Genomic DNA, 25,349 nt, shown 5'->3' with positions numbered 1-25,349 from the left:
TGCGTTCGGCTGTCCGATCCCGCTTTCCTAAACCAGCCCCGTCAGTTCGCGTGCCGCTGAACGCACCGCCTCGGCATGGCGCGCGTCGTAGCGATGCGCGGGCATGGTCAGCGTGACCGCCGCGGCCAGGCGGCCGTCGCCATGGAACACCGGCGCCGAGATGCCCGCGAGCTCGGCGCTGCGGTCGCCCACCAGCGCGCAGAAGCCCAGCGCGCGGATCTCCTCGTAGCGCCGGCGCTCGGCCGCGGCGCGCGGCAGCTCGGCCTCGGGCCCCCAGGCGATCAGCACGCGCGCGCCCGCGCCGCGGTCGTTGGGCAGCAGGTCGCCGGCACGCACGTGGTCGCGCACCACCTGCGGCGAATCGACACGGAACTGGCACAGCCGCACCCAGCCCGTGCCCTGCGGCTGCCGCACGTGGTAGGCCGCGCTCTCGCCGGTGGCCGCGACCAGCGCGCGCAGCACCGGCAGCACGATGCGGTCGAGCGACTGCGCGGCCGCGTACAGACCGTGCAGCCGCGCGATCTCCGAACCGAGCGCGTAGCGGCCGTCGTCCTGGCGGCGGATCAGCCGCGCGTGCTCGAGCGAGGCCAGGAGGCGCAGCACCGTGCTCTTGTAGAGCTGCGTGCGCTCGGCGAACTGCGCGAGCGACAGCGCCTCGTCGCCGGGGCGGAAGGCGCCGAGCAGGCTCAAGGCACGGTCGACCGCGGCCGCGCCACCGGGCGCGGCATCGCGGTCGGACATCGATTCGGTCTGGGCTTTGCGGGGCATGGGCGGGGCCTGTGGCTTGACAGCGATGCCGGGGCCGGCGTCTAATTCTGTTCTGCAAAATATAGTTCTGTCAGATAGAACTGTCAAACAGAACCGTCAAATTTCCGATGGCAACCCCAGATGTGCTCATCAGCGAGGTCGGTCCGCGCGACGGCCTCCAATCGGTCGCGGCCACCATGCCCACGGCCGACAAATTGCGCTGGATCGATGCGCTGCACGCCGCCGGCGTGCGCGAGATCGAGGTCGCCTCCTTCGTGCCCGCGAAGCTGCTGCCCCAGATGGCCGACGCGGCCGAGGTGGTGCGCCATGCGATCACCTTGCCCGGCCTCGTCGTGATGGCGCTGGTGCCCAACCGCAAGGGCGCGCAGGCCGCGCTCGAGGCCGGCGTGCACAAGCTCACCATGCCGGTGTCGGCCAGCGTGGCGCACTCGCTGGCCAACGTGCGCAAGACGCCCACCGAGATGGTCGAGGAGGTGCGCGCCATCGCCGAGCTGCGGCGCGCGATCGCGCCGCAGGTGAAGCTCGAGGCCGGCATCTCCACCGCCTTCGGCTGCACGCTGCAGGGCCTGGTGCCCGAGGACGACGTGATCCGCCTCGCGGCCCAGTGCATCGAGGCCGGCGCCGACGAGTCGGGCCTGTCGGACACCGTGGGCTATGCCAATCCCGCCCAGGTGCGCCGGCTGTTCAAGCGGCTGCGCGCCGAGCTCGGTGCTCATGCCGGCGCGGCCCACATGCACAACACGCGCGGCCTCGGCATCGCCAACTGCCTCGCGGCCTGGGACGAGGGCGTACGCACCTTCGACGCCTCGCTCGGCGGCCTCGGCGGCTGCCCCTATGCGCCCGGCGCCTCGGGCAACGCGGTCACGGAGGACCTGGTCTTCATGTTCGAGGCCATGGGCGTGCGCACCGGCATCGACATCGCCCAACTCATCGCGGCGCGCGCGCCGCTCATGGCCGGCCTGCCCGGCGAACCGGTCTACGGCATGACGCCCGAGGCCGGCCTGCCCAAGGGCTTCGCCCAGGAGAACACCGCCCATGGCTGACACCAATCCGCTGCCCTACGCCGGCGTGCGCGTGGTCGAGTTCACCCACATGGTGATGGGCCCGACCTGCGGCCTGATCCTGGCCGACCTCGGCGCCGAGGTCATCAAGGTCGAGCCGGTGGAGGGCGACAACACGCGCCGCCTGCTCGGCTCGGGCGCCGGCTTCTTCCCGACCTTCAACCGCAACAAGAAGAGCATCGCGCTCGACCTCAAGCAACCCGAGGGCATCGAGGCCGCGCTGCGCCTGATCGCCACGGCCGACATCGTGAGCGAGAACTTCAAGCCCGGCACGATGAAGAAGCTGGGCCTGGACTACGACACGCTCAAGACCCTGCACCCGGGCCTGATCTACGTGAGCCACAAGGGCTTCCTGCCCGGCCCCTACGACCACCGCACCGCGCTCGACGAGGTGGTGCAGATGATGGGCGGCCTGGCCTACATGACCGGCCGCTCGGGCGATCCGCTGCGCGCGGGCACCAGCGTCAACGACATCATGGGCGGCATGTTCGGCGCCATCGGCGCGATGGCCGCGCTGCGCCAGCGCGAGCTCACGGGCAAGGGCTGCGAGGTGCAGTCGGCGCTGTTCGAGAACAACGTGTTCCTGGTGGCGCAGCACATGATGCAGTTCGCCGCCACCGGCAAGCCGGCCGACCCGATGCCCAGCCGCATCTCGGCCTGGGCGGTGTACGACGTGTTCACGGTCAAGGACGGCGAGCAGATCTTCCTCGCGGCCGTCAGCGACAAGCAGTGGGCCGTGTTCTGCCAGGCCTTCGGCCTCGAGGAACTGGCCACCGACCCGCGCCTGAAGACCAACAACGACCGCGTGCTGGCGCGCGAATGGATGATGCCGATCCTGCGCTCGCACCTCGCCGAGCGCAGCGCGGCCGAGCTCGCCGCGGTGTTCGAGCAGAACGAGCTGCCGTTCGCGCCCATCACCAAGCCGCAGGCGCTGTTCGACGACCCGCACCTCAACGCCACCGGCGGCCTCGCGCCGGTGCGCATGAACGACGGCCACATGGCCAAGGTGCCGCTGGCACCGTTCACCCTCGACGGCGTGCGGCCCGGCATCCGCCTGCAGCCGCCGCGCCTGGGCGAACACACCGTCGAGCTGCTGCGCGAAGCCGGCTACGACGACGCAGCGATCGAGGCGCTCCGGCGCCGCCACATCACCACAGGAGACTGATCCCATGACATCCATCCCACGGCGCGGCCTGCTGGCCGGCGCCGCGACCGCGTTCGCCTGCGCCCTGGCGCTCACCGCCTGGCCGGCCCATGCCGACACCGCCTGGCCCGACAAGCCGGTGCGCCTGGTCGTGCCCTACACGCCCGGCGGCGCCACCGACATCGTGGCGCGGCTGGTCGCGCAGAAGCTCGCCGAGGACACGAAGTGGAGCTTCATCGTCGACAACCGCGCGGGCGGCAACGGCAACATCGGCATCGACGTGGTCGCCAAGGCCAAGCGCGACGGCTACACCATCGGCATGGGCCAGACCGCGAACCTCGCGATCAACCCGACGCTGTTCCCGAAGATGCCCTACGACGCGCTGAAGGACGTGGTGCCGGTCTCGGTCGTCGCCGCGCAGCCCGTGGTGCTAGTGGTGCGCGCCGATTCGCCGTACCGCTCGCTGGCCGACTTCGTCGCCGCGGCCAAGGCCAGGCCCGGCGAGATCAAGCAGGCGCTGGCCGGCACCGGCACTCTGGGCCACATGGCCGGCGAGGTGCTCGCCAAGCGCGTGGGCTTCAAGGTGCTCAACGTGCCCTACAAGGGCGCGGCGCCGGCCATCACCGACCTGCTCGGCGGCCAGACCGACTGCATGTTCGCGACGCCGCAGGGCGCGCTGTCGATGGTCAAGGCTGGCAAGCTGCGCGCGCTGGCCGTGACCTCGGCCAGGCGGCTGCCGGTGATGCCCGACATTCCCACCGTGGCCGAGACCTACAAGGGCTTCGAGGCGGTCGACTGGAAGGCGGTGGTGGTGCCCGCGGGCACGCCGAGCGAGATCGTGAAGAAGCTCAACGCCGCGATCGACAAGGCGCTGGCCAAGCCCGCGACCATCGCGCAGTTGCAGGCCGAGGGCAGCATGCCGGTGGGCGGCAGCCCCGAGCAGGCGGCGCAGTACGTGCGCGCCGAGCATGCGCGCTGGGGCGCGGCGGTGCGCGAGGCCGGGGTGCAGCCCGAATAGCCGGTCCCCGGGATGAGCCCGCGCGGCGCCGGGCTTCCCGCCGCCTCTATATAGTTCGGGCGCCATGGACCGCCTGAAGCAGCTCGAATCCTTCGTCTCGGTCGCCACGCGCGGCAGCCTCACCGCGGCCGCCAAGGCCGAGGGCGTGGCGCCCGCGATCATGGGGCGCCGGCTCGATGCGCTCGAGGAGCGCCTGGGCGTGAAGCTTTTGGTTCGCACCACGCGGCGCATCACGCTCACGCACGAGGGCAGCGCCTTCCTCGAGGACTGCCAGCGCCTGCTGGTGGAGTTCGCCAATGCCGAGGCCAGCGTGAGCGCGGGCGGCGTCAAGGCCAGCGGCCACCTGCGCGTGACCGCGCCCGCGGGCTTCGGCCGCCGCCACGTCGCGCCGCTGGTGCCGCGCTTCCACGCGCTGCATCCCGAGGTGACGATCTCGCTGAACCTCAGCGACCGCGTGGTCGACGTGGCCGGCGAGAGCTTCGACTGCGCGGTGCGCGTGGGCGACCTGCCCGATTCCTCGCTGGTCAGCGTGCGGCTGGCCGACAACCGGCGCCGCTGCGTGGCCACGCCCGAGTTCGTGCTGCGACACGGCGCGCCGCGCCATCCGAACGAGCTCTCGCGCTTCGCCTGCCTGGCGCTCACCAGCGACGCCTCGCAGACGCGCGGCTGGGCCTTCCGCATTCCCGACGCCCAGGGCGGCCACGAGCTGATCCACCTGCGGCCCAGCGGCCCGCTCGACTGCTCCGACGGCCAGGTGCTGCACGACTGGTGCCTGGCCGGCCACGGCATCGCCTGGCGCAGCACCTGGGAGGTCGAGGCGGAGATCGACGCCGGGCTGCTGGTGCCGCTGCTCGACGAGTTCGCGGCACCGCCCAACGGCATCTACGCGGTGTTCGCGGGCGCCAAGCACCTGCCGCTGCGCGTGCGACTGTGGCTTGATTTCCTCAAAGACCAATACGGGCGGCCCGAATTCTGGGGTGGACGGACCTGAGCCGGGCGCGCGGCTGCACAATCTGTTTGCATTTGCAAACCCCACGCGCCCCGACGAAGAGAACGCCACGATGACCCTCGAAGCCATCCTCGCCTACCTGCATCTGCTGGCCATCCTCACGATGGTCGTCTTCATCGCCAGCGAAGCCGCGCTGTGCCGCGTCGAGTGGCTCAATGCCGCGGTGGTCGAGCGGCTCGCGCGCGTCGACATGGTCTACGGCATCGCCGCCGTGGCCGTGCTGCTGACCGGCATCGCGCGCACCCTCTGGGGCGTGAAGGGCACGGCCTGGTACTGGACCAACCCGCTGCTGCACCTGAAGCTGGGCCTGTTCATCGTGGTCGGCGTGCTGTCGATCTTCCCGACCCTGAACTACCTGCGCTGGCGCAAGGCGCTGCGCGCCAGCGGCACGCTGCCGTCGGAGGCCGAGGTGAAGAAGACGCGCAAGCTGGTGATGATCCAGGCCCACCTGATCGCCGTGATCCCGCTGGCCGCGGTGTTCTTCGCGCGCGGCTTCGGCAGCAAGTAGTCGCATGGCGAACGCCGGCATCCAGTTCCTGTTTGCCGGCACGATCTTCGGCAGCGCCTTCCTCCTCTTCCTCGTCCAGCCGCTGATCGCCAAGCAGATCCTGCCGTGGTTCGGCGGCTCGGCCGCCGTGTGGTCGATCTGCATGGTGTTCTTCCAGGTCGCGCTGCTCGCGGGCTATGCCTATTCGGACTGGATCTCGCGCCACCTGCGCATGCGCGCGCAGGCGCTGCTGCATGTGGCGCTGCTGCTCGCGAGCCTGGCGTTTCTGCCGATCGTGGCTGGCGCGCAGTGGAAGCCGGCCGGCGCCGAGGATCCGGCCTGGCGCATCCTGGGCCTGCTGGTGGGCACCATCGGCCTGCCGTATTTCCTGCTCTCGACCACCGGGCCGCTGGTGCAGTCGTGGGTGTCGCGCACGCCCTGGGGCGCGCGCGTGTACCGCTACTTCTCGTTGTCGAACCTCGCATCGCTGCTCTCGCTGCTGAGCTACCCGGTGCTGATCGAGCCGCGCAGCACGCTGATGCAGCAGGCCATCGGCTGGTCGTGGGGCTACGCGGGCTTCGTCGTGCTCTGCGCGGGCACCACGCTATACATGGCGCGCCGCTGGAGCCACGACCTGCCGGCCGCCGCCGAGATTGCCGATGCGTCCACCGATGCGCCCGGCGCGGCGCCGCGCCGCATCGACCAGCTGCTGTGGCTCGCGCTGCCCGCCCTCGGCTCCTGGCTGCTGCTGGCCGTCACCAACCACATCACGCAGAACATCGCGGCCGTGCCCTTCCTGTGGGTGCTGCCGCTGTCGCTCTACCTGCTGAGCTTCGTGCTGTGCTTCGAGAGCGACCGCTGGTACCGGCGCGGCCTGTTCGTGCCGCTCGCGGCCGCGATGCTGGCGCTGTGCGCCTACCAGCTGCAGGACGGCGCCGGGCTCGAGATCCACACCGCGCTGACGATCCACGTGGCGGGCCTGTTCGTGCTGTGCATGTTCCTGCACGGCGAGACCGCGCGGCTGCGGCCCGCTCCCGCGCACCTCACGCGCTTCTACCTGATGCTGTCGCTGGGCGGCGCCATCGGCGGCGTGACGGTCGGGCTCGGCGCGCCGTACCTGCTGCCGGCCTACTACGAGCTCGGCATCGGGGCTGGTGCTGGCGGCGCTGCTCGGCGCGCTGGTGCTGCGCGCGCGCTGGCTGCTGTGGGTGCCCGGCGTGGGGCTCGCGGCCTGCTGCGCCTGGCTGCTGGCGGAGCAGGTACGCAGCGACCACGAGGGGCTGCGCACCCTGGGCGCAATTTCTACGGCTCGATGCATACCTACGACGTGCGGCGCCAGGATCCGCCCGACTACGTGCGCCAGTTCGTCCACGGCTCGATCAAGCATGGCGAGCAGTTCCTCTCGCCCGAGCGCCGCCGCGAGCCCACCACCTATTACGGCGCCACCTCGGGCGTGGGCCGCGCCATCGAGGCGCTGCCGATCGGCGCGCGCCGCGTCGGGCTGATCGGCCTGGGCGCCGGCACGCTCGCGGCCTACGGGCGCACGGGCGACGTCTACCGCTTCTACGAGATCAATCCCGAGGTGTTCGACATCGCGGACCGCGAATTCACCTTCCTGCGCGACAGCCGCGCGAAGGTCGAGCGCGTGCTCGGCGACGCGCGGCTGGCGCTGGAACGCGAGAGCGCGCAGGGCTTCGACGTGCTGGCGGTCGATGCCTTCTCGGCGACTCGGGTGCCGGTGCACCTGTTGACCGCGCAGGCCATGCAGGTCTACATGCGGCACCTGCGGCCCGACGGCGTGGTGGCCTTCCACGTCACCGACCACTTCCTCGCGCTCGCGCCCGTGGTGGCCCGCATCGCGCAGTCGCAGGGGCTGCACGCGGTGCTGGTCAGCGACGACGCGGAGGATTCGGCCTGGCTGCACGCCACCGACTGGGTGCTGGTGGCGCGCGATCCCCAGGTGCTGGCGCGCGCGCCGATCGCCGCGGCGGCGCAACCGATCGCGGTCGATCCGGCCGCGCGGCCCTGGACCGACGACTACAACAACCTGTTGGGCGTGCTCAAGTAACAAAGCCCGCACGAGGCGGGCTTTGTTTTGCAAAGGTGGCTCAGAAACGCGGTTTCGGGTCTCAGCCCTTGGCGGCGTCCGCTTCGCACTTCTTGACGAAGCTGTTCTTGGCGGCGCCGGCGAGCGCCTTGCCGTTCTTGTCGACCGCCTTGGCGGCGCAGGCGGGAGCGGCGGCGGCCTTGGCTTCCTTCTCGCACTTCTTGATCGAGCTGGCCTTGGCGGCGCCGGCCAGGGCCTTGCCGTTCTTGTCGACGGCCTTGGCTTTCGCAGCCGCCGGCGGCTGCGGCGGGGGCCGCCGCGGCGGGAGCGGCCGGGGTGGCGGCCTTGTCCTGGGCCTGGGCGGCGCCGAAGGAAAGGCAGGCGCCGAGCGCGATGGTGGAGGCGACCAGGGAAAGGAGCTTCTTCATGGTGTGTGTCCTTGCAAACGGGTTGTGACAGTGGCTGCCCCGCCTCGGGGTTGACCATCGTAACGGGCCAGGGGGACGGTCGGATGACGATCGTCAACTGCGGCCGAGTTTGCCCCCGGTAAAATTCGGCGATGCTATTGGTCAAACAGGAGCTGCTCGCGGCGCTCGCGAACACGCTCGATCCTTCTCCCCGGCGCCGGCCTCAAGGCCGCGTTCGAGTCTCCCAAGGTCGCGGCCCACGGCGACTTCGCCAGCAATGCCGCCATGCAGCTGGCGAAGCCGCTCGGCCGCAAGCCGCGCGAGCTCGCCGAGGAACTGAGCGCCGCGCTGCTCGCCACCCCCGCCTTCGCCCAGTGGGTGCAGGCGGTCGAGATCGCCGGCCCCGGCTTCCTCAACATCCGGCTGAAGACCGCCGCCAAGCAGCAGGTGGTGCGCGAGGTGCTCGACGCCGGCGCCGCCTTCGGCCAGCGCCCGGCCACCGGCGAGAAGGTGCTGGTCGAGTTCGTCTCGGCCAACCCCACCGGCCCGCTGCACGTGGGCCACGGCCGCCAGGCCGCGCTCGGCGACGCCATCTGCAACCTGCGCGCCTCGCAGGGCGAGAGCGTCTGGCGCGAGTACTACTACAACGACGCCGGCGTGCAGATCCAGACCCTGGCCAACAGCACGCAGCTGCGCGCGCGCGGCTTCAAGCCCGGCGACGCCGAATGGCCGAGCGGCGAGAAGGCACCGGCCTACAACGGCGACTACATCGCCGACATCGCGGCCGACTTCATCGCGAAGAAGACCGTGAAGTCGGAGGACCGCGAGGTCACGGCCAACGGCGACATCGAGGACCTGGACGCGATCCGCGAGTTCGCCGTCGCCTACCTGCGCCGCGAGCAGGACCTGGACCTGCAGGCCTTCCGCGTGCGCTTCGACCAGTACTCCTCGAGTCCAGCCTCTACACCAGCGGCCGCGTCGAGCGCGCGGTGGCGCAGCTGGTCGCCGCGGGCAAGACCTACGAGCAGGACGGCGCGCTGTGGCTCAAGTCGACCGACTACGGCGACGACAAGGACCGCGTGATGAAGAAGCAGGACGGCACGTACACCTACTTCGTGCCCGACGTCGCCTATCACATCGCCAAGTGGGAGCGCGGCTTCCACAAGGTCATCAACATCCAGGGCACCGACCACCACGGCACCATCGCGCGCGTGCGCGCCGGCGTGCAGGCGGCGAGTCAATTTGAAGGGTGGGGCATTCCCGAGGGCTACCCCGACTACGTGCTGCACACCATGGTGCGCGTCACCAAGGGCGGCGAGGAGGTCAAGATCAGCAAGCGCGCCGGCAGCTACGTCACGCTGCGCGACCTGATCGAGTGGACCAGCACCGACGCCGTGCGCTTCTTCCTGCTGAGCCGCAAGCCCGACACCGAATACACCTTCGACGTCGACCTGGCCGTGGCGCAGAACAACGACAACCCGGTGTACTACGTGCAGTACGCGCATGCGCGCATCTGCTCGGTGCTCGCGGCCTGGGGCGGCGACGCGGCCGTGCTGCAGGGCGTCGACCTGTCGCCGCTCGAGAGCCCGGCGGCCCAGTCGCTGATGCTGCTGCTGGCCAAGTACCCCGAGATGCTGAGCGCCGCGGCCGAGGATTTCGCGCCGCACGACGTCACCTTCTACCTGCGCGAACTGGCGGCCACGTACCACAGCTACTACGACGCCGAGCGCATCCTGGTCGACGACGAGGCGGTGAAGCTGGCGCGCCTGGCGCTGGTCGCCGCGACCGCGCAGGTGCTGCACAATGGCCTCGCGATCCTCGGCGTCACCGCGCCGCGCAAGATGTGAACCCCCTCCCCATGAAGAAGACAACCAGACAACGCGGCAACATCGTCATCGGCCTGATCATCGGGCTGGTGCTCGGCCTGGGCGTCGCGCTGGGCATCGCGGTCTACGTGACCAAGGTGCCGATCCCCTTCGTCACCAAGACGCAGCGCGGCGGTGCCGAGCAGGACGAGGCCGAGGCGCGCAAGAACCGCGACTGGGACCCGAACGCCCCGCTGGCCGGCAAGCCGCAGCAACCGCGCCCCGCGGCCGCCGGCCCGGTCGGCGCGCCGCCGGCCGACGGCAGCAATCCCGCCACCGCCGCGGTCTCGCCCGGCACCCCGCCGCCCACGGCGCCGGTGCCGGTGGTGGTCGCGCCCAAGCCCGCGCGGCCCGCGCCGGTTCCGGCCGAGGCCAACGCGCTGCCGCCCTCGAACGATCCGCTCGGCGATCTGGCCCGGGCCCGCGCCGGCAGCGTCGGCGGCAGCACCACGGTGGCCGCCGCCCCGTCCTCGAGCAGCGGCAATGCCGCGGCCGCCACCGGCTCCGGCGGCGCCGATCCCTTCATGTACTTCGTGCAGGCCGGCGCCTTCCGCACCACCGAGGACGCCGAGGCGCAGCGCGCCAAGCTCTCGCTGATGGGCGTCGAGGCCCGCGTGACCGAGCGCGAGCAGGCCGGCCGCACCGTCTACCGCGTGCGCGCCGGTCCGTTCAACAAGAAGGACGACGCCGACCGCCTCAAGGAACGGATGGACGGCGCCGGCCTCGACTCGGCGCTGGTGCGCGTCCAGCGCTGAGCGCCGTCCGGCCGGGGGAGGGCGCCGCCGGGTGGCCCCCCACGGCAACGGTCATGGTTTTTCTTTAAGCTTCGCCGCGGTCCGCGCCGCCCCCGGGTTTCCCGGAGCCCCGAGCACCGCGCGCGGGAACTCCGCTTCACCGGCCCGGCTCAGTCTGCCGTCTACCAACTGGAGAGCTCTTTCCCATGAAACGTCGTGATTTCTCGCTGGCCGTCGCCGCTGGCTCGCTCGGCCTGATGGCCCACCTGCCCGCGCAAGCCCAGGCCCGCGCGCCCAAGGCCGGCACCGAATACCTCGTGCTCGACAAGCGCGTGCCGGTCGACGCACCGGCCGGCAAGATCGAGGTGATCGAGTTCTTCTCGTACAACTGCCCGCACTGCAACGACTTCGAGCCCGCGCTCGAGGCCTGGGCCAAGAGCAAGCCCGCCGACGTGGTGCTGCGCCGCGTGCCGGTGCCCTTCGTGGGCAACGACGTCGAGGCCAAGCAGCGCCTGTACTACGCGCTCGAGGCGATGGGCAAGGTCGACGAATACCAGCCCAAGGTCTTCAACGCGATCCACGCCCAGCGCCAGAACGTCAACGGCGACGCCAACATCGTGGCCTGGGCCGAGAAGAGCGGCCTCGACGCCGCGAAGTTCAAGGAACTGTTCACCTCCTTCGGCGTGGCCAGCAAGGCCAAGCGCGCCTCGCAGCTGACCGATGCCTACAAGGTGGCCGGCGTGCCGGCGCTGGCCGTGGCCGGCCGCTGGTACGTGGATGGCGAAACCGCCGGCAACATGAACAAGGCGCTGTCGGTCACGAACTACCTGATCGGCGAAGCCCGCAAGGGTTGACAAGGGCGTGAATAAACCTGCCGCGCGCCCCGATCTCGCACCTGCGGTCCTCACCGTACAGAGTACGGCTCCGGCCTTCGGCGCGACCTCGGGGCGCTCGCGACGGTTTCTTCACACCTTGTAGCCGCTCCGCCGCCGGGAGGCCGGAATCCCGTCGAGGGTTCCGGGGCGGCCAAGCCGCCATCCGGCGGAAACGCGGGTCCATCCCGCGAGGGGCCGCAACCCGGGTTCGCCGTCCCGGGGCTTTTTCATCCGCGCGCATGGGTCTGGCGCGATGGGCCGCATACAATGCAGAGCAAGTTTCGTGCCTCTATGACATCGCACTCTCACCCCACCTCCTCCCTTCGCCGCACCGGTCGCCTCGTGCTGGCCGCGCTGCTGCTGGCCGGCTCCGCCGCCACGGCCCTGGCCGAAACGGCCGACCGGACCAAGCCGATGAACATCGAATCCGATTCGATGCGCTACGACGATCTCAAGCAGACCAGCGTCTTCACCGGCAACGTGGTGGTCACCAAGGGCACCATCATCATCCGCGGCGCGCGCATCGACGTGCGCCAGGACCCCGAGGGCTACCAGTACGGGGTGGTCACCGCGGCGCCCGGCAAGCTCGCCTATTACAAGCAGAAGCGCAACGGCAACGGCGACGAGTGGATCGAGGGCGAGTCCGAGGTCATCGAGTACGACAGCCGCGCCGACAACGTCAAGTTCATCCGCCGCGCCGTCATGCGCCGCCTGGTCGGCGCCACGCCCAACGACGAGAGCAGCGGCGCGCTGATCGTCTACGACCAGGGCAACGACACCTACACCGTCAACGGCTCGACCGTGCCGCCGAACGCCGGCGTGTCGGCGCCGGGCGGCGGCGGCCGCGTCAAGGCCATCCTCACGCCGAAGTCGGCCGCGCCCGCGGCACCCGGTGCCTCGGCCCCGGCCACGCGCCGTCCCGCGGCGCCGACGCCCACGCCGGCCCCGGGCGCCGGCCTGCGCCCGAGCACCACGCTCAGCGGCGAAGCGGAAGAACGCAAGTGATCGAAGCCGCCGGAACCCAGGAAGCCAACGGCGTGCCGGGCAGCCGCCTCGTCGCGCGCGGCCTGCAGAAGAGCTATGGCAGCCGCAAGGTGGTCAAGGACGTCTCGCTCGACGTGCAGAAGGGCGAAGTCGTCGGACTGCTCGGGCCCAACGGCGCCGGCAAGACCACCTCGTTCTACATGATCGTCGGGCTGGTGCGCGCCGATGCGGGCGAGATCTCCATCGACGGCGAGCCGATCGCCCACATGCCGATCCACCGCCGCGCGCGCATGGGCCTGAGCTACCTGCCGCAGGAGGCCTCGATCTTCCGCAAGCTCACGGTCGAGGAGAACGTGCGCGCGGTGCTCGAGCTGCAGCGCGAACCCGATGCCAACGGCCGGCTGCAGGCGCTGTCGAAGCCGCGCATGGAAGAGCGCCTGTCGGAGCTGCTGGCCGACCTGCGCGTCGACCACCTGCGCGATTCGCCCGCGCTCGCGCTGTCGGGCGGCGAACGCCGCCGCGTCGAGATCGCGCGCGCGCTGGCCACCCAGCCGCGCTTCATCCTGCTCGACGAACCCTTCGCCGGCATCGACCCGATCGCGGTGATCGAGATCCAGCGCATCATCAGTTTCCTGAAGGAGCGCGGCATCGGCGTGCTCATCACCGACCACAACGTGCGCGAGACGCTGGGCATCTGCGATCACGCTTTCATCATCAGCGACGGCCATGTGCTGGCACAGGGCACGCCCTCGGAGATCGTCGACAACGCCGAAGTGCGCCGGGTCTACCTGGGCGAGCACTTCCGGATGTGATGAAGCTCGCGCCAGTCATTTGCTGAGGGCATGAAACAAGGCTTGTCGCTGCGCGTTTCGCAGCATCTCGCGCTGACACCTCAGCTGCAGCAGTCGATCCGGCTGCTGCAGCTCTCCACGCTCGAACTGAGCCAGGAGGTCGAGCAGATGCTCGACGAGAACCCCTTCCTCGAGCGCACCGCCGAGGAAGCCGCGCGCGAGGAATTCGGCCTCGACGCCGCCGACACGCCGGCGCCGCGCGAGGACACCGAGCGCGAGGCCGAGAGCGACTACGCGAGCGCCGCGCCCTCGACCTCGACCACGTCCACCGAGACCGCCTCGTCGTCCGAGGCCGAGCCGGCCCTCGACTCGCCCGAGCGCGAGCCCGACTGGGAAGGCGACGGCACCGTCGACATGGCGCCCGACGACAGCGAATGGGGCAGCGACGCGCCCGCGCGCAACAACAGCAGCACCGGCGACGACGAGCGCGCCGATGCCACCGAGCTCGCGCGCAGCCAGGAATCGCTGCAGTCCTTCCTGCACCGCCAGGCGCTGAGCCTGCGGCTCAACGAGAACGACAGCGCCGCGCTGCGCTTTTTGATCGAGTCGCTCAACGACGACGGCTACCTCGAGGATTCGCTGCCTGCGCTGGCCTCGGGCCTCGCGGGCGACGACAACGACCAGTTCGACGAACTGGTGCACCACTTCCAGGTCGCGCTGGGCCTGCTGCAGAGCCTGGAGCCCGCGGGCGTGGGCGCGCGCGACCTCGGCGAATGCCTCGCGATCCAGCTGCGCGCGCTGGCCGACGAGGACGAGACCGAGGACGAGGAGCTGGTGCGCAAGACCGCGCTGGCCATCTGCAAGCAGCCGATGGAGCTGCTCGCGCGGCGCGATTTCAAGCGCCTGGCCACGCTCACGCGAACCAACGAGGAGCTGGTGCGCTCGGCGCTGCAGATCATCGCGCGCCTGGAGCCCAAGCCCGGCCGCCGCTTCGTCGACGTCGAGCGCAACATCGTCATTCCCGACGTGATCGTGACCAAGACCGGCCGCGGCACCAATGTGAAGTTCCGCGTCATGCTCAACCCCGAGGTGATGCCGCGGCTGCGCGTGCACGACATCTACGCCGGCGCGCTCAAGTCGCACAAGGGCGAGGGCAGCCAGGCGCTGTCGCAGCGGCTGCAGGAGGCGCGCTGGTTCATCAAGAACATCCAGCAGCGCTTCGACACCATCCTGCGCGTGAGCAACGCCATCGTCGAGCGGCAGAAGAGCTACTTCGTGCACGGCGAGCTCGCGATGCGCCCGCTGGTGCTGCGCGAGATCGCCGACGAGCTCGGACTGCACGAATCCACCATCTCGCGCGTGACCACCGCCAAGTACATGTCCACGCCCTTCGGCACGGTCGAGCTCAAGTACTTCTTCGGCTCGGCGCTGGGCACCGAGACCGGCGGCAATGCCTCGAGCACCGCGGTGCGCGCGCTGATCAAGCAGTTCGTCGGTTCGGAGAGCGTGAAGAAGCCGCTGTCGGACAGCCAGATCTCCGAGATGCTCAAGGAGCAGGGCATCGAGTGCGCGCGCCGCACGGTGGCCAAGTACCGCGAGGCGCTGCGCATCGCGCCCGCCAACCTGCGCAAGGCCCTGTAGAAAGCCGCCGATGGCCCGACGCCTGCTGTCGCGCTGTGGGCTCTGGATGTTCGCCCTCGCGGCCACGCTGCTGGCCGCCGGCTGCGCGAGCTTGCCCGACCAGGCCCCGCGCGCGCCCACCCAGGCCATCGCCGTGTCGAAGGACACCGCGCTCGGCCGCATCGCGCTGGCCGCGCAGCCCGATCCCGACCTCAGCGGCTTTCGCCTCATGCCCGGCGGCGACTTCGCCTTCGACACCCGCATCCAGCTCGCGCGCCGCGCCCAGCGCACGCTCGACGTCCAGTACTACCAGATTGAGAACGACGAGACCGGCCGCTACCTGCTGCGCACCCTGCGCGACGCCGCGCAGCGCGGCGTGCGGGTGCGCGGTGCTGATGGACGACCTCTACACCTCGGGCGAGGACGAGCTGCTGCGCGGCTTCGCGGCCACGCCCAACGTCGAGCTGCGCCTGTTCAACCCCTTCCCGGCCGGCCGCGGCAGCCTGCTCGCGCGCTTCGGTGCCTCGCTGTTCGACTTCAACCGCGTCAACCGGCGCATGCACAACAAGCTGTTCATCGCCGATGGCGCGATGGCGGTGGCGGGCGGGCGCAACATCGGCAACCAGTACTTCCGGCGCACCGCGGGCGAGAACTTCATCGACCTCGACACCTTCGTGACCGGCGCGCTGATCCCGCGCCTGGGCAGCCTGTTCGACCAGTACTGGAACAGCCCCTACGTGCGGCCCGTCGAGTCGGTGGTGGCGAGCGCGCTGCCTGCCGAAGAACTGCGGCGCCGCTTCGAGGCCGCCACCGGCCCCGACACCACGCCGCCGCCGCCGAAGCCCGCGCCCAACGACCTGCTGGGCTACGGCCCGATCGCCGAGGACCTCGACGCCGGCCGGCTCGGCCTGATCTGGACCACGGCCGAGGCCTATGCCGATTCGCCCGACCGCGTGATCGGCAAGACCGCCTCGTACGGCGGCGTGCCGCTGCTCGATGTCGACAGCGTGCGCTACAACGTGGTCGAGCAGATGCGCCGCGCGCGCAGCGAGGTGACCATCGTCTCGCCCTACCTGATCCCGGGCGCCGCGGGGCTCGAGGCGATGAACGAAATCCGCCGGCGCGACGTGAAGATCAGCGTGGTGACCAACTCGCTCGCCGCCACCGACGAGCCGCTGGTGCACACCGCCTACCGCCGCTACCGCCCCGACATGCTGCGCCTGGGCGCCGAGCTCTACGAACTGAGCACCAACCGCACGCGTCGCAGCGTGCGGCTGGGCCTGTTCGGCACCTCGGTCGGCCGGCTGCATGCCAAGTCGGCCGTGATCGACCGGCGCATCCTGTTCGTCGGCTCGATGAATTTCGACCCGCGCTCCGAGGTCCACAACACCGAGATCGGCCTATTCATCCGCAGCCCCGAGATGGCGCAGCAGGCGCTGAAGCTGCTCGAGGTGCTCAAGCAGCAGGGCGCCTACCGGTTGCGTTTCGCCGAAGGCAGCGACTCGCGGCTGGAGTGGATCAGCGAGGAGGCGGGCAAGACCACGGTGCTGAGCGAGGAGCCCGACTCGGGCTTCTGGGACCGCACGATGCTCGAGCTGCTGGCGCCGTTGACGCCCGAAAGCCTGCTCTAGGAACCGGCCTCAGGTCCCGCGCACCGCCGACCACACCAGCCGCAGCCCCAGCAGCCCCATCACGCCGCCGGCCGCGCGGTCGATCCAGGTCTTGTAGCGCAGGTAGGCCGAGCGCGGCGCCGCCGACGACAGCGCGAGCGCGACGATGGCGTACCAGCCGGTCTCGATGCAGAAGATGACGGCCGGCACCGCGAGCGCCAGCACCAGCGGCACCTCGCGCGGCAGGAAGGCCGCGAAGATGCTCGCGTAGACCACGGCCGTCTTCGGGTTGCTGACCTGCGTGGCCAGCCCGAGCAGGAAGGTGCGCTTGCCGCGGCCGCCCGATGCCGCGGGCGTGCCCACCTCCGGCGCCATCGCGAGCGGCTGCCGCGCGCCGCGCCAGATGCGGATGCCGAGGTAGACCAGGTAGGCACCGCCGAAACCCTTGATCGCGAGGTAGAGCGCCGGCACCGCGAGGAACGCGGCCTGCAGCCCCGCGAGCGCCGCGATCGCGAACACCAGCCCGCCCGCGCCCATGCCGAGCGCGGCCGCGAGGCCGTCGGCGCGCGAGGCCACGGCCGTGCGCGCCACCATCACGAAGCTCGGGCCCGGGCTCATCGCGCCCACGGCCATGGCGCCAGCGATGCCGAGCAGGGAAAGGGTGGTGTCGATCATTGGAGGTGCTCTCTTTCGGAACTCATGGCTGCACGTTGACCGCCTCGACCTGCACCAGCAGCTTCACCTTGTTCTCGAAGCCGAAGTTCAGCCCCCAGGTGATGCCCCAGTCGCTGCGCTCGACGGTGGTCTCGAAGTCGCCGCCGCAGACCTGGCGGTTGATCAGCGGGCTCAGGTAGCAGTTGAAGCGCACGGCCTTGAGCGTGACGGGTTTGGTCTGGCCCATCAGCGTGAGCGTGCCGGGCACCTCGGCCACCTTGTCGCCGCTGAAGGCGATGCGCTCGGCGACGAAGCGGCCGGTGGGGAATTCGGCGACGTTGAAGAAGTCCTTGCTCTGCACGTGCCGGTTCAGCAGGTCGACGCCGGTGTTGATCGAGCTGATGTCCATGGTGATGTCGACCTTGCCGCTGGTGCCGGCGGCATCGATCTGCACCGAGCCGTCCTTGGTGCTGAAGCGGCCGCGGTTGGTGGTGGTGCCGTAGTGGCCCATCTCGTACATGACGAAGGTGTGGGTCGGGTCGACCACGTAGCTGGCGCCCTTGACCGGGCCGCCCGCGGGCTTGGCCGCGACGGCCGGGGCGGTGTATTCCTGCGCGGCGGCAAGGCCGGACGCGGCGAGCGCGAAGCCCAGCAGGACGGCGGAAGGCAGTGTCTTGTTCTTCATGGCGAATGCTGCATGCGGGGAGTGTGTGGGGGTCAGGGCGCGCCGAGGCCGTCGACGACGAGCTTGAAGCGCACCTGCACGTCGTTGGCGATCACCGAGGTGTCGGTCCATTCGCCGTCGCCGACCTTGTAGTCGATGCGCTGCAGCACGAAGCTGCCGCTGGCCACCGACTGGCCGTTGGAGCCCGGCGCGATCGTCACGGGCACGGTCAGCGGCCTGGCGATGCCCTTGAGCGTGAGCTTGCCGGCCATCTCGAAGCGGCCGTCGCCGAGCGCCTTGATGGCCATGGTCTGGAAGCCGGCCTGCGGGAAATGCGCGGCATCGAACCACGGCGCCTTGGGCAGCTCGGCATCGGTCATCGGAATGCCGAAGGCCGCGCTCGCGGTGTCGATCTGCAGCGCCACGCTGCCGCCCTCGGGCTTCTTCGGATCGAAGGCGATGCGCGCGTCGAACTTCCTGAACGAACCCTCGACCGGCACGCCCATCTGCTTGCTCACGAACACGATCTGGCTCTTCTCGGGCACCAACCGCGCGGGCGGCGGCTCGGCATGGGCCGCCGGAAGGAGGAGCGTGGCGAGCGCCAGCGCGCCGGGCCAGCGGTGAAGAAGCGAGGTCATGCGTTGGGTTTCCTGGAAGTCGACGACGGCCCGGGCCACATGCGCCGCAGCAGGCCGTCGCGCGCGATCCACTGGTGCTTGACGACGGCCGCGACGTGCAGCACCGAGACGGCACCCAGCAGGTAGGCGCCGGCCCGGTGCAGCGGCTGCAGCCACTGCTCGGCGAGCGCGCGGTCCACGGGCACGACATCGGGCAGCGGCAGCACGCCGAACCACACCACCGGCACGCCGAGCGCCGAACTCTGGGCCCAGCCCAGCAGCGGCACGGCGAAGAACAGCAGGTACATCAGGCGATGGCTGATCGTGCGGCCCGTGCGCTGCCAGCGCGGCATGGCGGCCAGCACGAAGTCGGGCAAGGTGGGCGGCGGATGGCCGAGGCGCCACAGCAGGCGCGCGGCGGACAGCAGCAGGATCGCGATGCCGGTCCATTTGTGCCAGCTGTAGAGGCGCACGCGCTGCGGCGAGAACGGCAGGCCGGTCATGTACAGGCCCAGTGCGAGCGCGCCGAGGATCAGCAGCGCCAGCAGCCAGTGCAGCCCGATCGCGACCGGCGTGTAGCGGGCCGCCTTCAGTTCGGCGAGGGTCGGGGCGGAGGGGGCGCTGGGCATCGGCGGGCGGGCCGGCATCGGGGATGGCGCGCAGCATAGCTCGGAACGCCGCGCCCGGTGGCGCCGCTCCTACCGCGGCGGCGCCTGCTGCGCGCGCCGCAGCAGCGCATGCAGCTCGGCCGGCTGCACCGGCTTGCGCAGCGCATGCCAGCCGCGCTCGTTGGCCAGCCGCTGCGTGGCCTCGTCGATGTCGGCCGACACCAGCGAGATGGCCAGCGCGGGCTTGAGCTGCTGCAGCCGGGTGGCGAGCGCGATGCCGTCGAGCGCGCCCGGCAGCCGGATGTCGCACAGCGCGAGGTCGAGCGCCTGCAGGTCGGCCAGCGCCAGCGCCTCGGCGGCGCTGCCGTAGACGCGCGGCTGCGCGCCCCACTGGCGCAGCAGCGACTGCAGGCTGTCGGCGACCACGGCGTTGTCCTCGACCACCAGCACCGCGAGGCCGGGGCGCAGCGCGGGCGCGGCATCGGCCGGCGGCTTGAGGGCGGCCGGCGCCGGCGGCGCGGCGTCGGCGGGCGCGGCCGCGAGCTCGAAGGCGAACACCGAGCCGCGACCGGGCGCCGAGCGCAGCACCACCTCGATGCCGAGCTGGGTCGCGAGCCGCCGCACGATCGCCAGCCCCAGGCCGTGGCCGCGCTGCAGGTTGCGCTCGACGTTGCCGATCTGCTCGAAGTCGCCGAACACGCGCTCGTGCGCCTCGGGCGCGATGCCGATGCCGCTGTCGCGCACCTCGACGCGCCAGGCGGCCTCACCCTCGCGCCGGCGCGCGCGCACCGCCAGCAGCACCCGGCCCGCGGGCGTGAACTTGACGGCGTTGTCGACCAGGTTGGCGAGCACGCGGCGCAGCGAGACCGCGTCGCTCCAGGCCACCGCGTCGCTCGGGCAGCGCACCAGCACCCGGCGCTCGCCGGCCTGGCGCGCGAGTTCGTGCAGCAGCGGCGCCAGCGCGACCGCGGCCGGGCGCAGCGGGTCGGCCGCGGCCTCGATGCGGCCGATCTCCAGCAACTGGTTGGTGAGTCCTTCCAGCGCCTGCTGGGCGCGTGCCAGCGAGCCCACCGTGTGCTGCACCGCCATCGTGTCGGCGCCCTCGCGCAGCTGCTGGCGCAGCACCTCGGCCTGCAGGCCGATCGCCATCACGGGCTGGCGCAGGTCGTGGTTGGCGGCCGAGAAGAAGCGCAGCCGCTCGGCCTGGGCCTGCTCGGAGGCGCGCAGGCCGGCCAGCGCCTGCTCGCGCAGGGTGCGCTCGTTGAGGCGCAGGCCGATGTTCTCCTCGAGCTGGCGCGAGCGCTCGGCCACCAGCTTCCACATCATGGCGGTGAGGCCGGCGCCGATGACGGCGACCGCGATCATCATCGGCGGCCCGAGCCAGATGCCCATCACGATGATCGGCGCCAGCAGCAAGGTGATCGCGAGCTGCGTGGCCGGCGTGTAGAACGAGACCGAGAAGGCGGCCGACAGCGTCATGCCCATCACGATCACGCCCAGCAGCAGCTGCAGCTCGATGCGCGAGGGGTCGAACAGCAGCACGCCGGCCGCGCCGTGCGCCAGCTCCAGATGCCGGTGCGCAGCACGTGCACGCGCTGGGCGCGGCGCAGGCTCGCGGGCGTGAAGGGCTCGGGCAGGCGCTGCGGCACGAAGGCGCGCATCACCGTCACCAGCGTGATCAGGCCCAGCCAGGCCAGCGACAGCGGCAGCGAGAACTGCCAGGCGAACAGCGCCGCGATGCCGCAGTTCAGCAGGTACTGCACCGCCAGGATCGGCCCGATCGGCTGCACCGAGATGCGCAGCACCTCGCACTGGATGGCGAAGCCGTCGTCCCGCGCCGCCCCGGGGGAAGAGGGGTTTCCGCCGGCGCTGGCGGGGTGGGCGGCGGGCGCCGCGGAGTCGTGCAGGGGCTTCATGGACCGGACCACTATAGGCAAGCAGGGCGACACAGCGACAATGGCAATCCCGTAGCCGGCCGTCGACCAAGCGAACTTCCGTGAATGATCTCTCCCTTTTCCTGCCTTGCGCCGCCGGCGTCGAGGAGTTTCTCGCGCAGGAGGTGCATGCGCTCACCGGCCGTGCCGGCGACGACCTGCTGATGCTGCGCGGCGGCGTGCGGGTGCGCGCCGACTGGCGCGAGGTGCTGCAGCTCAACCTGCACTGCCGCCTCGCGCAGCGCGTGCTGGTCGAGCTGGCCCAGGGCCTGTACCGCAACGAGAACGACCTCTACGGGCTGGCCAGCGGCGTGGCCTGGGAGATCTGGTTCACGCCGAAGCAGACCTTCAAGATCGAGACCACGGCCCAGCACAGCCCGCTGCAGAGCCTGAACTTCGCCACCCTGCGCATCAAGGACGCGATCGCCGACCGCTTCCGCGCCCGCGCCGGCGGCGTGCGCCCGAGCATCGAGACCCAGTGGCCCGACTGCCGCGTGTTCGCGCACCTGACCACCGACACCTGCACCCTCTACATCGACACCTCGGGCGAGCCGCTGTTCAAGCGCGGCTGGCGCCAGGACAAGGGCGACGCGCCGCTGAAGGAAACGCTGGCCGCCGCCATGCTGGCCGCCAGCGGCTGGTGGAACCCCGAGACCGGCGAGGTCGCCGGCCAGCCGCTGTACGACCCCTGCTGCGGCAGCGGCACCATCGCCATCGAGGCGGCCCAGATCGCGCTCGGCATCCCGGCCGGCTGGCTGCGCCGCTTCGGCTTCGAGAAGCTGCTGCCGTTCCAGCCCCACGTGTGGGCCGCGGTGCGCGCCGCCTCCGAACCGCCGGCGGCCGAAGCCGGCGCCTCGCCGCGCATCTTCGGCTCCGACGTCTCGCACCGCATGGTCGACTTCGCGCAGCGCAACGCCGAGCGCGCGGGCGTCGACCACGCGGTCGAGTTCCGCGGCGGCGACGCGCTGCAGCGCATGCCGCCCGCCGAGGCCGGCCTGATCGTGCTGAACCCGCCCTACGGCGAGCGCATCGGCATCGGCGGCGTGACGCGCAGCGGCGCGCGCGAGACCGCGCAGGTGGCGGCACCCGCCGAGGGAGAGGCGGAGGGCGACGGCGGCGAATTCTTCCCGCAGCTCGCGAGCCACTGGAAGAAGAACTACCCGGGCTGGACCGCCTGGGTGCTCACGCCCGACCTCAAGCTGCCCAAGCGCATGCGCCTGAAGGAATCGCGCCGCGTGCCGATGTGGAACGGCCCGATCGAGTGCCGGCTGTTCCGCTTCGACATGGTGGCGGGCTCGGCGCGGGGCTAGCGGCTTCATGCGCGTGTCCGCAGACAGCCCGGCGCTGCCCGCGCCGCCGTCGATCGTCATCGACACCAACATCGCGCTCGACCTGCTGGTGTTCGAGGACCCGGCCTGGGCCCCGCTGGCGGCCGTGCTCGCGGCCGGCGAACTGCGCTGGATCGCCACCGAGCCCATGCGCGGCGAGCTCGCGCGCGTGCTGCGCTATCCGCTGATCGCGCGCCGCATGGCGCAGCGCGCGCTCGAGCTGCCGGCCGTGCTGGCCGATTTCGATGCGCGCGCGCGGCTGGTGGAGGGCGTGCCCAAGCGTGCGCCCTACGTCTGCAGCGACCCCGACGACCAGATGTTCGTCGACCTCGCGGTGGCGCACCGCGCGCGGCTGCTCAGCAAGGACAAGGCGGTGCTCTCGATGCGCAAGCGGCTGGGCACGCTCGGGGTGGCGGTGCAGGCGGCCTTCGAGCCGCTGCCGTAGCCGGCTCCGTCGCTCAGGCGTTGTGCCAGCGGCCCAGAAGCCGCGCCACCGCCCGCACGCGCTGCGTGTCGCGGCCCCAGCGCCGGCTCGCGGGCAGCTTCTGCGCCCACTTCATGCGCCGCGCCGCGTTCGCGATGCGCTCGCGCACGTCGGCGTTCACCTCGGCCAGCGCCGCATGCCAGTGCTGGCCGGCGGCATCGGCGCCGCGGCCTCGAGCATCATGGCCGTGGAATGCAGGTAGCTGAGCCAGTCGCGCGCCTGGCATTCGGCCAGCGTCATCACCTCCGAGGGGTCGTCCTCGAAGTCGATGTAGCCGATCACGCCGTCGGGGCACTGCACCAGGTTGCGGTCGAAGGCCTGGCTCAGGTGCTGGCCGTGCGCATGCACGGTGGCGATCGCCGCCAGCCCTTCGCGCCAGACCGCGAGCAGCGCGGCCGGGCCGGCGGTGGCGGCCTGGTCGAGCCGCTCCTGCAGCACCACGGTGCCGCGGCCGCTGGCGCCCAGGTCCGAGATCAAGAGGCCGTCGGCCTGCTCGGCCAGCACCCGGGGCACGCGCAGTCCGGCCGCGGCCAGCTGGCGCAGCCGGCGCGCCTCGGTCGCGATGGCGGCCTCGCCGCCGGGGTTCGGCACCGGCTTGATGATGTCCAGCCGCGCCATGCGCGCGACCGCGGCCATCACCCGGTAGCCCCACTTGCCGTGGCGCGGGCCGGCCTTCTTGAGCCACACGCGCTCGTCGCCGAAGCGGTGGCTGGCCACGTTCTTGGCCTGGCGCGGCAGGGTGGTGCGCAGGAAGGCGGCGTAGTCGCCCGGCGCGGGCGCGGAGGGGATCGCGTCCAGCGGGGCCGGGCCCGAGGCCACGCCCTTGCGCATCGAAAGGCGCGCACCGGCGCCGCCACGTCGCAACGGATTCATGCGGCCAGCGCGAGCCCCTGGGGCGCCGTCGCGAGCGCCTCCTGCGTGCCCTGGATCCCCTGCGTCAGGGGCTGGAAACTGTCGGCGCTGGCCAGCGGCCAGTAGGTGCGGAACACGTTGTGCTGCGCGTCGAGCGGGCCCAGCAGCGCGCCGGGCTGCACCTGCATCACCAGGTTGCTCAGCAGGCGCACCTCGGTGTCGGAGATGCGGCGCACGATGTGGTGGGCCGTGATCTGCTGCGGATGGTCGAGGCCGGCGGCCTGCACCAGTTCCTTGAGCGCATGCAGCGTGCTGTGGTGGAAGTTGCGCACCCGCTCGGCCTTGGTCGGCACCACCAGCGCCTGCTGGCGCACCGGGTCCTGCGTGGTCACGCCGGTCGGGCAGTGGCCGGTGTGGCAGCTCTGCGCCTGGATGCAGCCCAGGGCCATCATGAAGCCGCGCCCCGCGTTGCACCAGTCGGCGCCCAGCGCCATCATGCGCGCCAGGTCGAAGGCGGTGATGACCTTGCCGGCGCAGCCCAGCTTGATGCGGTGACGCAGGTTCACGCCCAGCAGCGTGTTGTGCACCAGCAGCAGGCCTTCCTGCAGCGGCGCGCCCACGTGGTCGCTGAACTCGACCGGCGCCGCGCCGGTGCCGCCCTCGGCGCCGTCGACCACGATGAAGTCGGGCGTGATGCCGGTGGCCTGCATCGCCTTGACGATGCCGAACCATTCCCAGGGATGGCCGAGGCAGAACTTGAAGCCGGTGGGCTTGCCGCCCGAGAGCTCGCGCAGCCGGGCCACGAAATGCATCATCTCGGTGGGCGTGGAGAAGGCGCTGTGCGAGGACGGCGAGATGCAGTCCACGCCGATCGGCACGCCGCGCGCGGCCGCGATCTCGGGCGTGACCTTGGGTGCCGGCAGCACGCCGCCGTGGCCGGGCTTGGCGCCCTGGCTCAGCTTGATCTCGATCATCTTCACCTGCGGGTCGCGCGCATTGGCGATGAAGCGTTCCTCGCTGAACGAGCCGTCGTCGTTGCGGCAGCCGAAGTAGCCCGAGCCGATCTCCCAGATCAGGTCGCCGCCGTGCACCCGGTGGTGTTGCGAGATCGAGCCCTCGCCGGTGTCGTGCGCGAAGCCGCCGCTCCTGGCGCCCTGGTTGAGCGCGAGGATGGCGTTGGCCGAGAGCGCGCCGAAGCTCATGGCCGAGATGTTGAACACGCTGGCGCTGTACGGCTGCGTACAGACCTGGTTCGGATTGGCATCGGCCGGCTGCGGCGTGCCGCCGATCACGATGCGGAAGTCGTGGCCGGCCAGCTTGGTCGGCTGCATCGAGTGGTTGATCCACTCGTAGCCCGCGATGGTCACGTCGAGCTGGGTGCCGAAGGGACGGTTGTCGGGCTCGCCCTTGGCGCGCTGGTAGACCAGCGAGCGCTGGGCGCGCGAGAAGGGCGCGGCCTCGGCGTCGCTCTCGATGAAGTACTGGCGGATCTCGGGCCGGATGAATTCGAGCAGGAAGCGCAGGTGCCCGATCACCGGGTAGTTGCGCAGGATCGCGTGCCGGGTCTGCCGCAGGTCGTGCACGCCGGTGCCCGCGAGCACCGCGAACACCACCAGCGCGAGCCAGGCGAACCAGAGATGGGGGGAGGCCAGGACGAAGGCCAGGCTGGCCGCGAAGCCGGCCACGCACAGGGCGAAGGCGGTGTAGCGGACCGGAAACGGAGTGATCGTGGGCATGGTTGTTGGGGGCTGCCGGAGCCTGCTGCATCATAGAGGGCTGCTTCGAACT

General features: G+C 71.2%; 24 protein-coding genes and 2 pseudogenes. 15 read left to right on the top strand and 11 right to left on the bottom strand.

The features are described from left to right. Positions 1 to 27: 27 nt before the first annotated feature. The gene (locus tag ACHMXE_RS40145; protein ID WP_395349126.1) at positions 28 to 768 is read right to left on the bottom strand and encodes an IclR family transcriptional regulator; all 741 of its coding nucleotides are present in this window, start codon (positions 766 to 768) and stop codon (positions 28 to 30) included. Positions 769 to 875: 107 nt separating this feature from the next. Here ACHMXE_RS40145 and ACHMXE_RS40140 point away from each other — a divergent pair, with 107 nt between their 5' ends. The 6 genes from ACHMXE_RS40140 to ACHMXE_RS40115 all read left to right on the top strand — a co-directional run bounded on the left by ACHMXE_RS40140 (position 876) and on the right by ACHMXE_RS40115 (position 7,555). Continuing rightward, positions 876 to 1,811 carry a hydroxymethylglutaryl-CoA lyase gene (locus ACHMXE_RS40140; RefSeq protein ID WP_395349125.1) on the top strand — a complete coding sequence of 312 codons (936 nt, stop codon included), beginning with the start codon at positions 876 to 878 and terminating at the stop codon, positions 1,809 to 1,811. Next, entirely contained in the window at positions 1,804 to 2,994 is a 1,191-nt protein-coding gene (locus ACHMXE_RS40135) for a CaiB/BaiF CoA transferase family protein (protein WP_395349124.1), read from the top strand. Before ACHMXE_RS40140 ends, ACHMXE_RS40135 begins: the two co-directional genes overlap by 8 nt. A gap of 4 nt (positions 2,995 to 2,998) precedes the next feature. Next, positions 2,999 to 3,991 carry a Bug family tripartite tricarboxylate transporter substrate binding protein gene (locus ACHMXE_RS40130; protein WP_395349123.1) on the top strand — a complete coding sequence of 331 codons (993 nt, stop codon included), beginning with the start codon at positions 2,999 to 3,001 and terminating at the stop codon, positions 3,989 to 3,991. A 64-nt stretch (positions 3,992 to 4,055) separates the two neighbouring features. Then, a complete protein-coding gene (locus ACHMXE_RS40125) occupies positions 4,056 to 4,982 on the top strand; it encodes a LysR family transcriptional regulator (protein WP_093350615.1) in 927 nt (308 codons plus the stop codon). 70 nt (positions 4,983 to 5,052) lie between these two features. After that, a complete protein-coding gene (locus tag ACHMXE_RS40120; RefSeq protein ID WP_203204056.1) occupies positions 5,053 to 5,508 on the top strand; it encodes a DUF2214 family protein in 456 nt (151 codons plus the stop codon). 4 nt (positions 5,509 to 5,512) lie between these two features. Next, a complete protein-coding gene (locus ACHMXE_RS40115; protein ID WP_395349122.1) occupies positions 5,513 to 7,555 on the top strand; it encodes a spermidine synthase in 2,043 nt (680 codons plus the stop codon). Here the strand turns inward: ACHMXE_RS40115 and ACHMXE_RS40110 are convergent. Next, on the bottom strand, positions 7,525 to 7,962 hold the full coding sequence (locus ACHMXE_RS40110; protein ID WP_395349121.1) for a hypothetical protein: 438 nt from the start codon (positions 7,960 to 7,962) through the stop codon (positions 7,525 to 7,527). The two genes, ACHMXE_RS40115 and ACHMXE_RS40110, sit on opposite strands and share 31 nt — an antisense overlap. Positions 7,963 to 8,093: 131 nt before the next feature. Here ACHMXE_RS40110 and argS point away from each other — a divergent pair. From argS to ACHMXE_RS40075, 7 genes and pseudogenes are all read left to right on the top strand, one after another. Then, positions 8,094 to 9,788, top strand: a pseudogene (gene argS / locus ACHMXE_RS40105) (arginine--tRNA ligase). An 11-nt stretch (positions 9,789 to 9,799) separates the two neighbouring features. After that, positions 9,800 to 10,561, top strand: a complete 762-nt coding sequence (locus ACHMXE_RS40100; RefSeq protein ID WP_203204060.1) for an SPOR domain-containing protein — start codon at positions 9,800 to 9,802, stop codon at positions 10,559 to 10,561. 185 nt (positions 10,562 to 10,746) lie between these two features. After that, positions 10,747 to 11,394 carry a thiol:disulfide interchange protein DsbA/DsbL gene (locus ACHMXE_RS40095; RefSeq protein ID WP_203204061.1) on the top strand — a complete coding sequence of 216 codons (648 nt, stop codon included), beginning with the start codon at positions 10,747 to 10,749 and terminating at the stop codon, positions 11,392 to 11,394. A gap of 312 nt (positions 11,395 to 11,706) precedes the next feature. Next, positions 11,707 to 12,420, top strand: a complete 714-nt coding sequence (gene lptA / locus ACHMXE_RS40090) for a lipopolysaccharide transport periplasmic protein LptA (protein ID WP_209545989.1) — start codon at positions 11,707 to 11,709, stop codon at positions 12,418 to 12,420. Further along, positions 12,417 to 13,211, top strand: a complete 795-nt coding sequence (gene lptB, locus ACHMXE_RS40085) for an LPS export ABC transporter ATP-binding protein (RefSeq protein WP_395349120.1) — start codon at positions 12,417 to 12,419, stop codon at positions 13,209 to 13,211. Before lptA ends, lptB begins: the two co-directional genes overlap by 4 nt. A gap of 30 nt (positions 13,212 to 13,241) precedes the next feature. After that, on the top strand, positions 13,242 to 14,831 hold the full coding sequence (locus ACHMXE_RS40080; RefSeq protein ID WP_209545985.1) for an RNA polymerase factor sigma-54: 1,590 nt from the start codon (positions 13,242 to 13,244) through the stop codon (positions 14,829 to 14,831). Positions 14,832 to 14,841: 10 nt separating this feature from the next. Beyond that, positions 14,842 to 16,441 (top strand): annotated as a pseudogene (locus tag ACHMXE_RS40075) (phospholipase D family protein). A gap of 9 nt (positions 16,442 to 16,450) precedes the next feature. Here ACHMXE_RS40075 and ACHMXE_RS40070 read toward each other — a convergent pair. The 6 genes from ACHMXE_RS40070 to ACHMXE_RS40045 form a co-directional block, all read right to left on the bottom strand. Further along, complete coding sequence (locus ACHMXE_RS40070; protein ID WP_395349119.1) at positions 16,451 to 17,095, bottom strand: LysE family translocator; 645 nt, start codon at positions 17,093 to 17,095, stop codon at positions 16,451 to 16,453. Positions 17,096 to 17,117: 22 nt separating this feature from the next. Further along, a complete protein-coding gene (locus ACHMXE_RS40065) occupies positions 17,118 to 17,759 on the bottom strand; it encodes a YceI family protein (RefSeq protein ID WP_395349118.1) in 642 nt (213 codons plus the stop codon). Between the two features lie 32 nt (positions 17,760 to 17,791). Further along, a complete protein-coding gene (locus ACHMXE_RS40060) occupies positions 17,792 to 18,376 on the bottom strand; it encodes a YceI family protein (RefSeq protein WP_395349117.1) in 585 nt (194 codons plus the stop codon). Further along, positions 18,373 to 18,984 carry a cytochrome b gene (locus ACHMXE_RS40055; protein ID WP_395349116.1) on the bottom strand — a complete coding sequence of 204 codons (612 nt, stop codon included), beginning with the start codon at positions 18,982 to 18,984 and terminating at the stop codon, positions 18,373 to 18,375. Before ACHMXE_RS40055 ends, ACHMXE_RS40060 begins: the two co-directional genes overlap by 4 nt. Positions 18,985 to 19,053: 69 nt before the next feature. After that, complete coding sequence (locus ACHMXE_RS40050) at positions 19,054 to 20,505, bottom strand: hybrid sensor histidine kinase/response regulator (protein ID WP_395349115.1); 1,452 nt, start codon at positions 20,503 to 20,505, stop codon at positions 19,054 to 19,056. Continuing rightward, on the bottom strand, positions 20,454 to 20,879 hold the full coding sequence (locus tag ACHMXE_RS40045; RefSeq protein ID WP_395349114.1) for a hypothetical protein: 426 nt from the start codon (positions 20,877 to 20,879) through the stop codon (positions 20,454 to 20,456). Before ACHMXE_RS40045 ends, ACHMXE_RS40050 begins: the two co-directional genes overlap by 52 nt. Positions 20,880 to 20,959: 80 nt before the next feature. Between ACHMXE_RS40045 and ACHMXE_RS40040 the strand changes: the two genes are divergently transcribed. Both ACHMXE_RS40040 and ACHMXE_RS40035 read left to right on the top strand, forming a co-directional pair. Continuing rightward, complete coding sequence (locus ACHMXE_RS40040) at positions 20,960 to 22,207, top strand: class I SAM-dependent RNA methyltransferase (protein WP_395349113.1); 1,248 nt, start codon at positions 20,960 to 20,962, stop codon at positions 22,205 to 22,207. A gap of 7 nt (positions 22,208 to 22,214) precedes the next feature. Then, on the top strand, positions 22,215 to 22,670 hold the full coding sequence (locus tag ACHMXE_RS40035) for a putative toxin-antitoxin system toxin component, PIN family (protein WP_203204077.1): 456 nt from the start codon (positions 22,215 to 22,217) through the stop codon (positions 22,668 to 22,670). A 13-nt stretch (positions 22,671 to 22,683) separates the two neighbouring features. On the opposite strand, the gene ACHMXE_RS40030 is transcribed toward ACHMXE_RS40035, so the two are convergent. The 3 genes from ACHMXE_RS40030 to ACHMXE_RS40020 are packed head-to-tail and all read right to left on the bottom strand — an operon-like array spanning position 22,684 to position 25,297. Continuing rightward, the gene (locus tag ACHMXE_RS40030; protein ID WP_395349112.1) at positions 22,684 to 22,830 is read right to left on the bottom strand and encodes a hypothetical protein; all 147 of its coding nucleotides are present in this window, start codon (positions 22,828 to 22,830) and stop codon (positions 22,684 to 22,686) included. Continuing rightward, a complete protein-coding gene (locus ACHMXE_RS40025) occupies positions 22,827 to 23,582 on the bottom strand; it encodes a hypothetical protein (protein ID WP_395349111.1) in 756 nt (251 codons plus the stop codon). Before ACHMXE_RS40025 ends, ACHMXE_RS40030 begins: the two co-directional genes overlap by 4 nt. Then, on the bottom strand, positions 23,579 to 25,297 hold the full coding sequence (locus ACHMXE_RS40020) for an FMN-binding glutamate synthase family protein (RefSeq protein WP_209545965.1): 1,719 nt from the start codon (positions 25,295 to 25,297) through the stop codon (positions 23,579 to 23,581). The genes ACHMXE_RS40025 and ACHMXE_RS40020 overlap by 4 nt, the downstream gene beginning before the upstream one ends. Positions 25,298 to 25,349 lie beyond the last annotated feature (52 nt).

This window comes from Variovorax sp. UC122_21, from assembly GCF_044056785.1.
GTDB lineage: Bacteria > Pseudomonadota > Gammaproteobacteria > Burkholderiales > Burkholderiaceae_C > Variovorax.
The sequence above is the reverse complement of the archived record's forward strand: the minus strand, read 5'-3'. Positions and strand labels throughout refer to the sequence as shown.

Excerpts from the sequence above, each read along its gene's own strand:
- ACHMXE_RS40035 (WP_203204077.1), top strand. The coding sequence starts at position 22,215 with ATGCGCGTGTCCGCAGACAGCCCGGCGCTGCCCGCGCCGCCGTCGATC.
- ACHMXE_RS40140 (WP_395349125.1), top strand. The coding sequence starts at position 876 with ATGGCAACCCCAGATGTGCTCATCAGCGAGGTCGGTCCGCGCGACGGC.
- ACHMXE_RS40115 (WP_395349122.1), top strand. The coding sequence starts at position 5,513 with ATGGCGAACGCCGGCATCCAGTTCCTGTTTGCCGGCACGATCTTCGGC.
- ACHMXE_RS40120 (WP_203204056.1), top strand. The coding sequence starts at position 5,053 with ATGACCCTCGAAGCCATCCTCGCCTACCTGCATCTGCTGGCCATCCTC.
- ACHMXE_RS40065 (WP_395349118.1), bottom strand. The coding sequence starts at position 17,759 with ATGAAGAACAAGACACTGCCTTCCGCCGTCCTGCTGGGCTTCGCGCTC.
- ACHMXE_RS40055 (WP_395349116.1), bottom strand. The coding sequence starts at position 18,984 with ATGCCCAGCGCCCCCTCCGCCCCGACCCTCGCCGAACTGAAGGCGGCC.
- ACHMXE_RS40100 (WP_203204060.1), top strand. The coding sequence starts at position 9,800 with ATGAAGAAGACAACCAGACAACGCGGCAACATCGTCATCGGCCTGATC.
- ACHMXE_RS40080 (WP_209545985.1), top strand. The coding sequence starts at position 13,242 with ATGAAACAAGGCTTGTCGCTGCGCGTTTCGCAGCATCTCGCGCTGACA.
- ACHMXE_RS40095 (WP_203204061.1), top strand. The coding sequence starts at position 10,747 with ATGAAACGTCGTGATTTCTCGCTGGCCGTCGCCGCTGGCTCGCTCGGC.
- lptA (WP_209545989.1), top strand. The coding sequence starts at position 11,707 with ATGACATCGCACTCTCACCCCACCTCCTCCCTTCGCCGCACCGGTCGC.
- ACHMXE_RS40025 (WP_395349111.1), bottom strand. The coding sequence starts at position 23,582 with ATGAATCCGTTGCGACGTGGCGGCGCCGGTGCGCGCCTTTCGATGCGC.
- ACHMXE_RS40130 (WP_395349123.1), top strand. The coding sequence starts at position 2,999 with ATGACATCCATCCCACGGCGCGGCCTGCTGGCCGGCGCCGCGACCGCG.
- ACHMXE_RS40135 (WP_395349124.1), top strand. The coding sequence starts at position 1,804 with ATGGCTGACACCAATCCGCTGCCCTACGCCGGCGTGCGCGTGGTCGAG.
- ACHMXE_RS40060 (WP_395349117.1), bottom strand. The coding sequence starts at position 18,376 with ATGACCTCGCTTCTTCACCGCTGGCCCGGCGCGCTGGCGCTCGCCACG.
- ACHMXE_RS40125 (WP_093350615.1), top strand. The coding sequence starts at position 4,056 with ATGGACCGCCTGAAGCAGCTCGAATCCTTCGTCTCGGTCGCCACGCGC.
- ACHMXE_RS40045 (WP_395349114.1), bottom strand. The coding sequence starts at position 20,879 with ATGAAGCCCCTGCACGACTCCGCGGCGCCCGCCGCCCACCCCGCCAGC.
- ACHMXE_RS40110 (WP_395349121.1), bottom strand. The coding sequence starts at position 7,962 with ATGAAGAAGCTCCTTTCCCTGGTCGCCTCCACCATCGCGCTCGGCGCC.
- ACHMXE_RS40070 (WP_395349119.1), bottom strand. The coding sequence starts at position 17,095 with ATGATCGACACCACCCTTTCCCTGCTCGGCATCGCTGGCGCCATGGCC.
- ACHMXE_RS40145 (WP_395349126.1), bottom strand. The coding sequence starts at position 768 with ATGCCCCGCAAAGCCCAGACCGAATCGATGTCCGACCGCGATGCCGCG.
- ACHMXE_RS40020 (WP_209545965.1), bottom strand. The coding sequence starts at position 25,297 with ATGCCCACGATCACTCCGTTTCCGGTCCGCTACACCGCCTTCGCCCTG.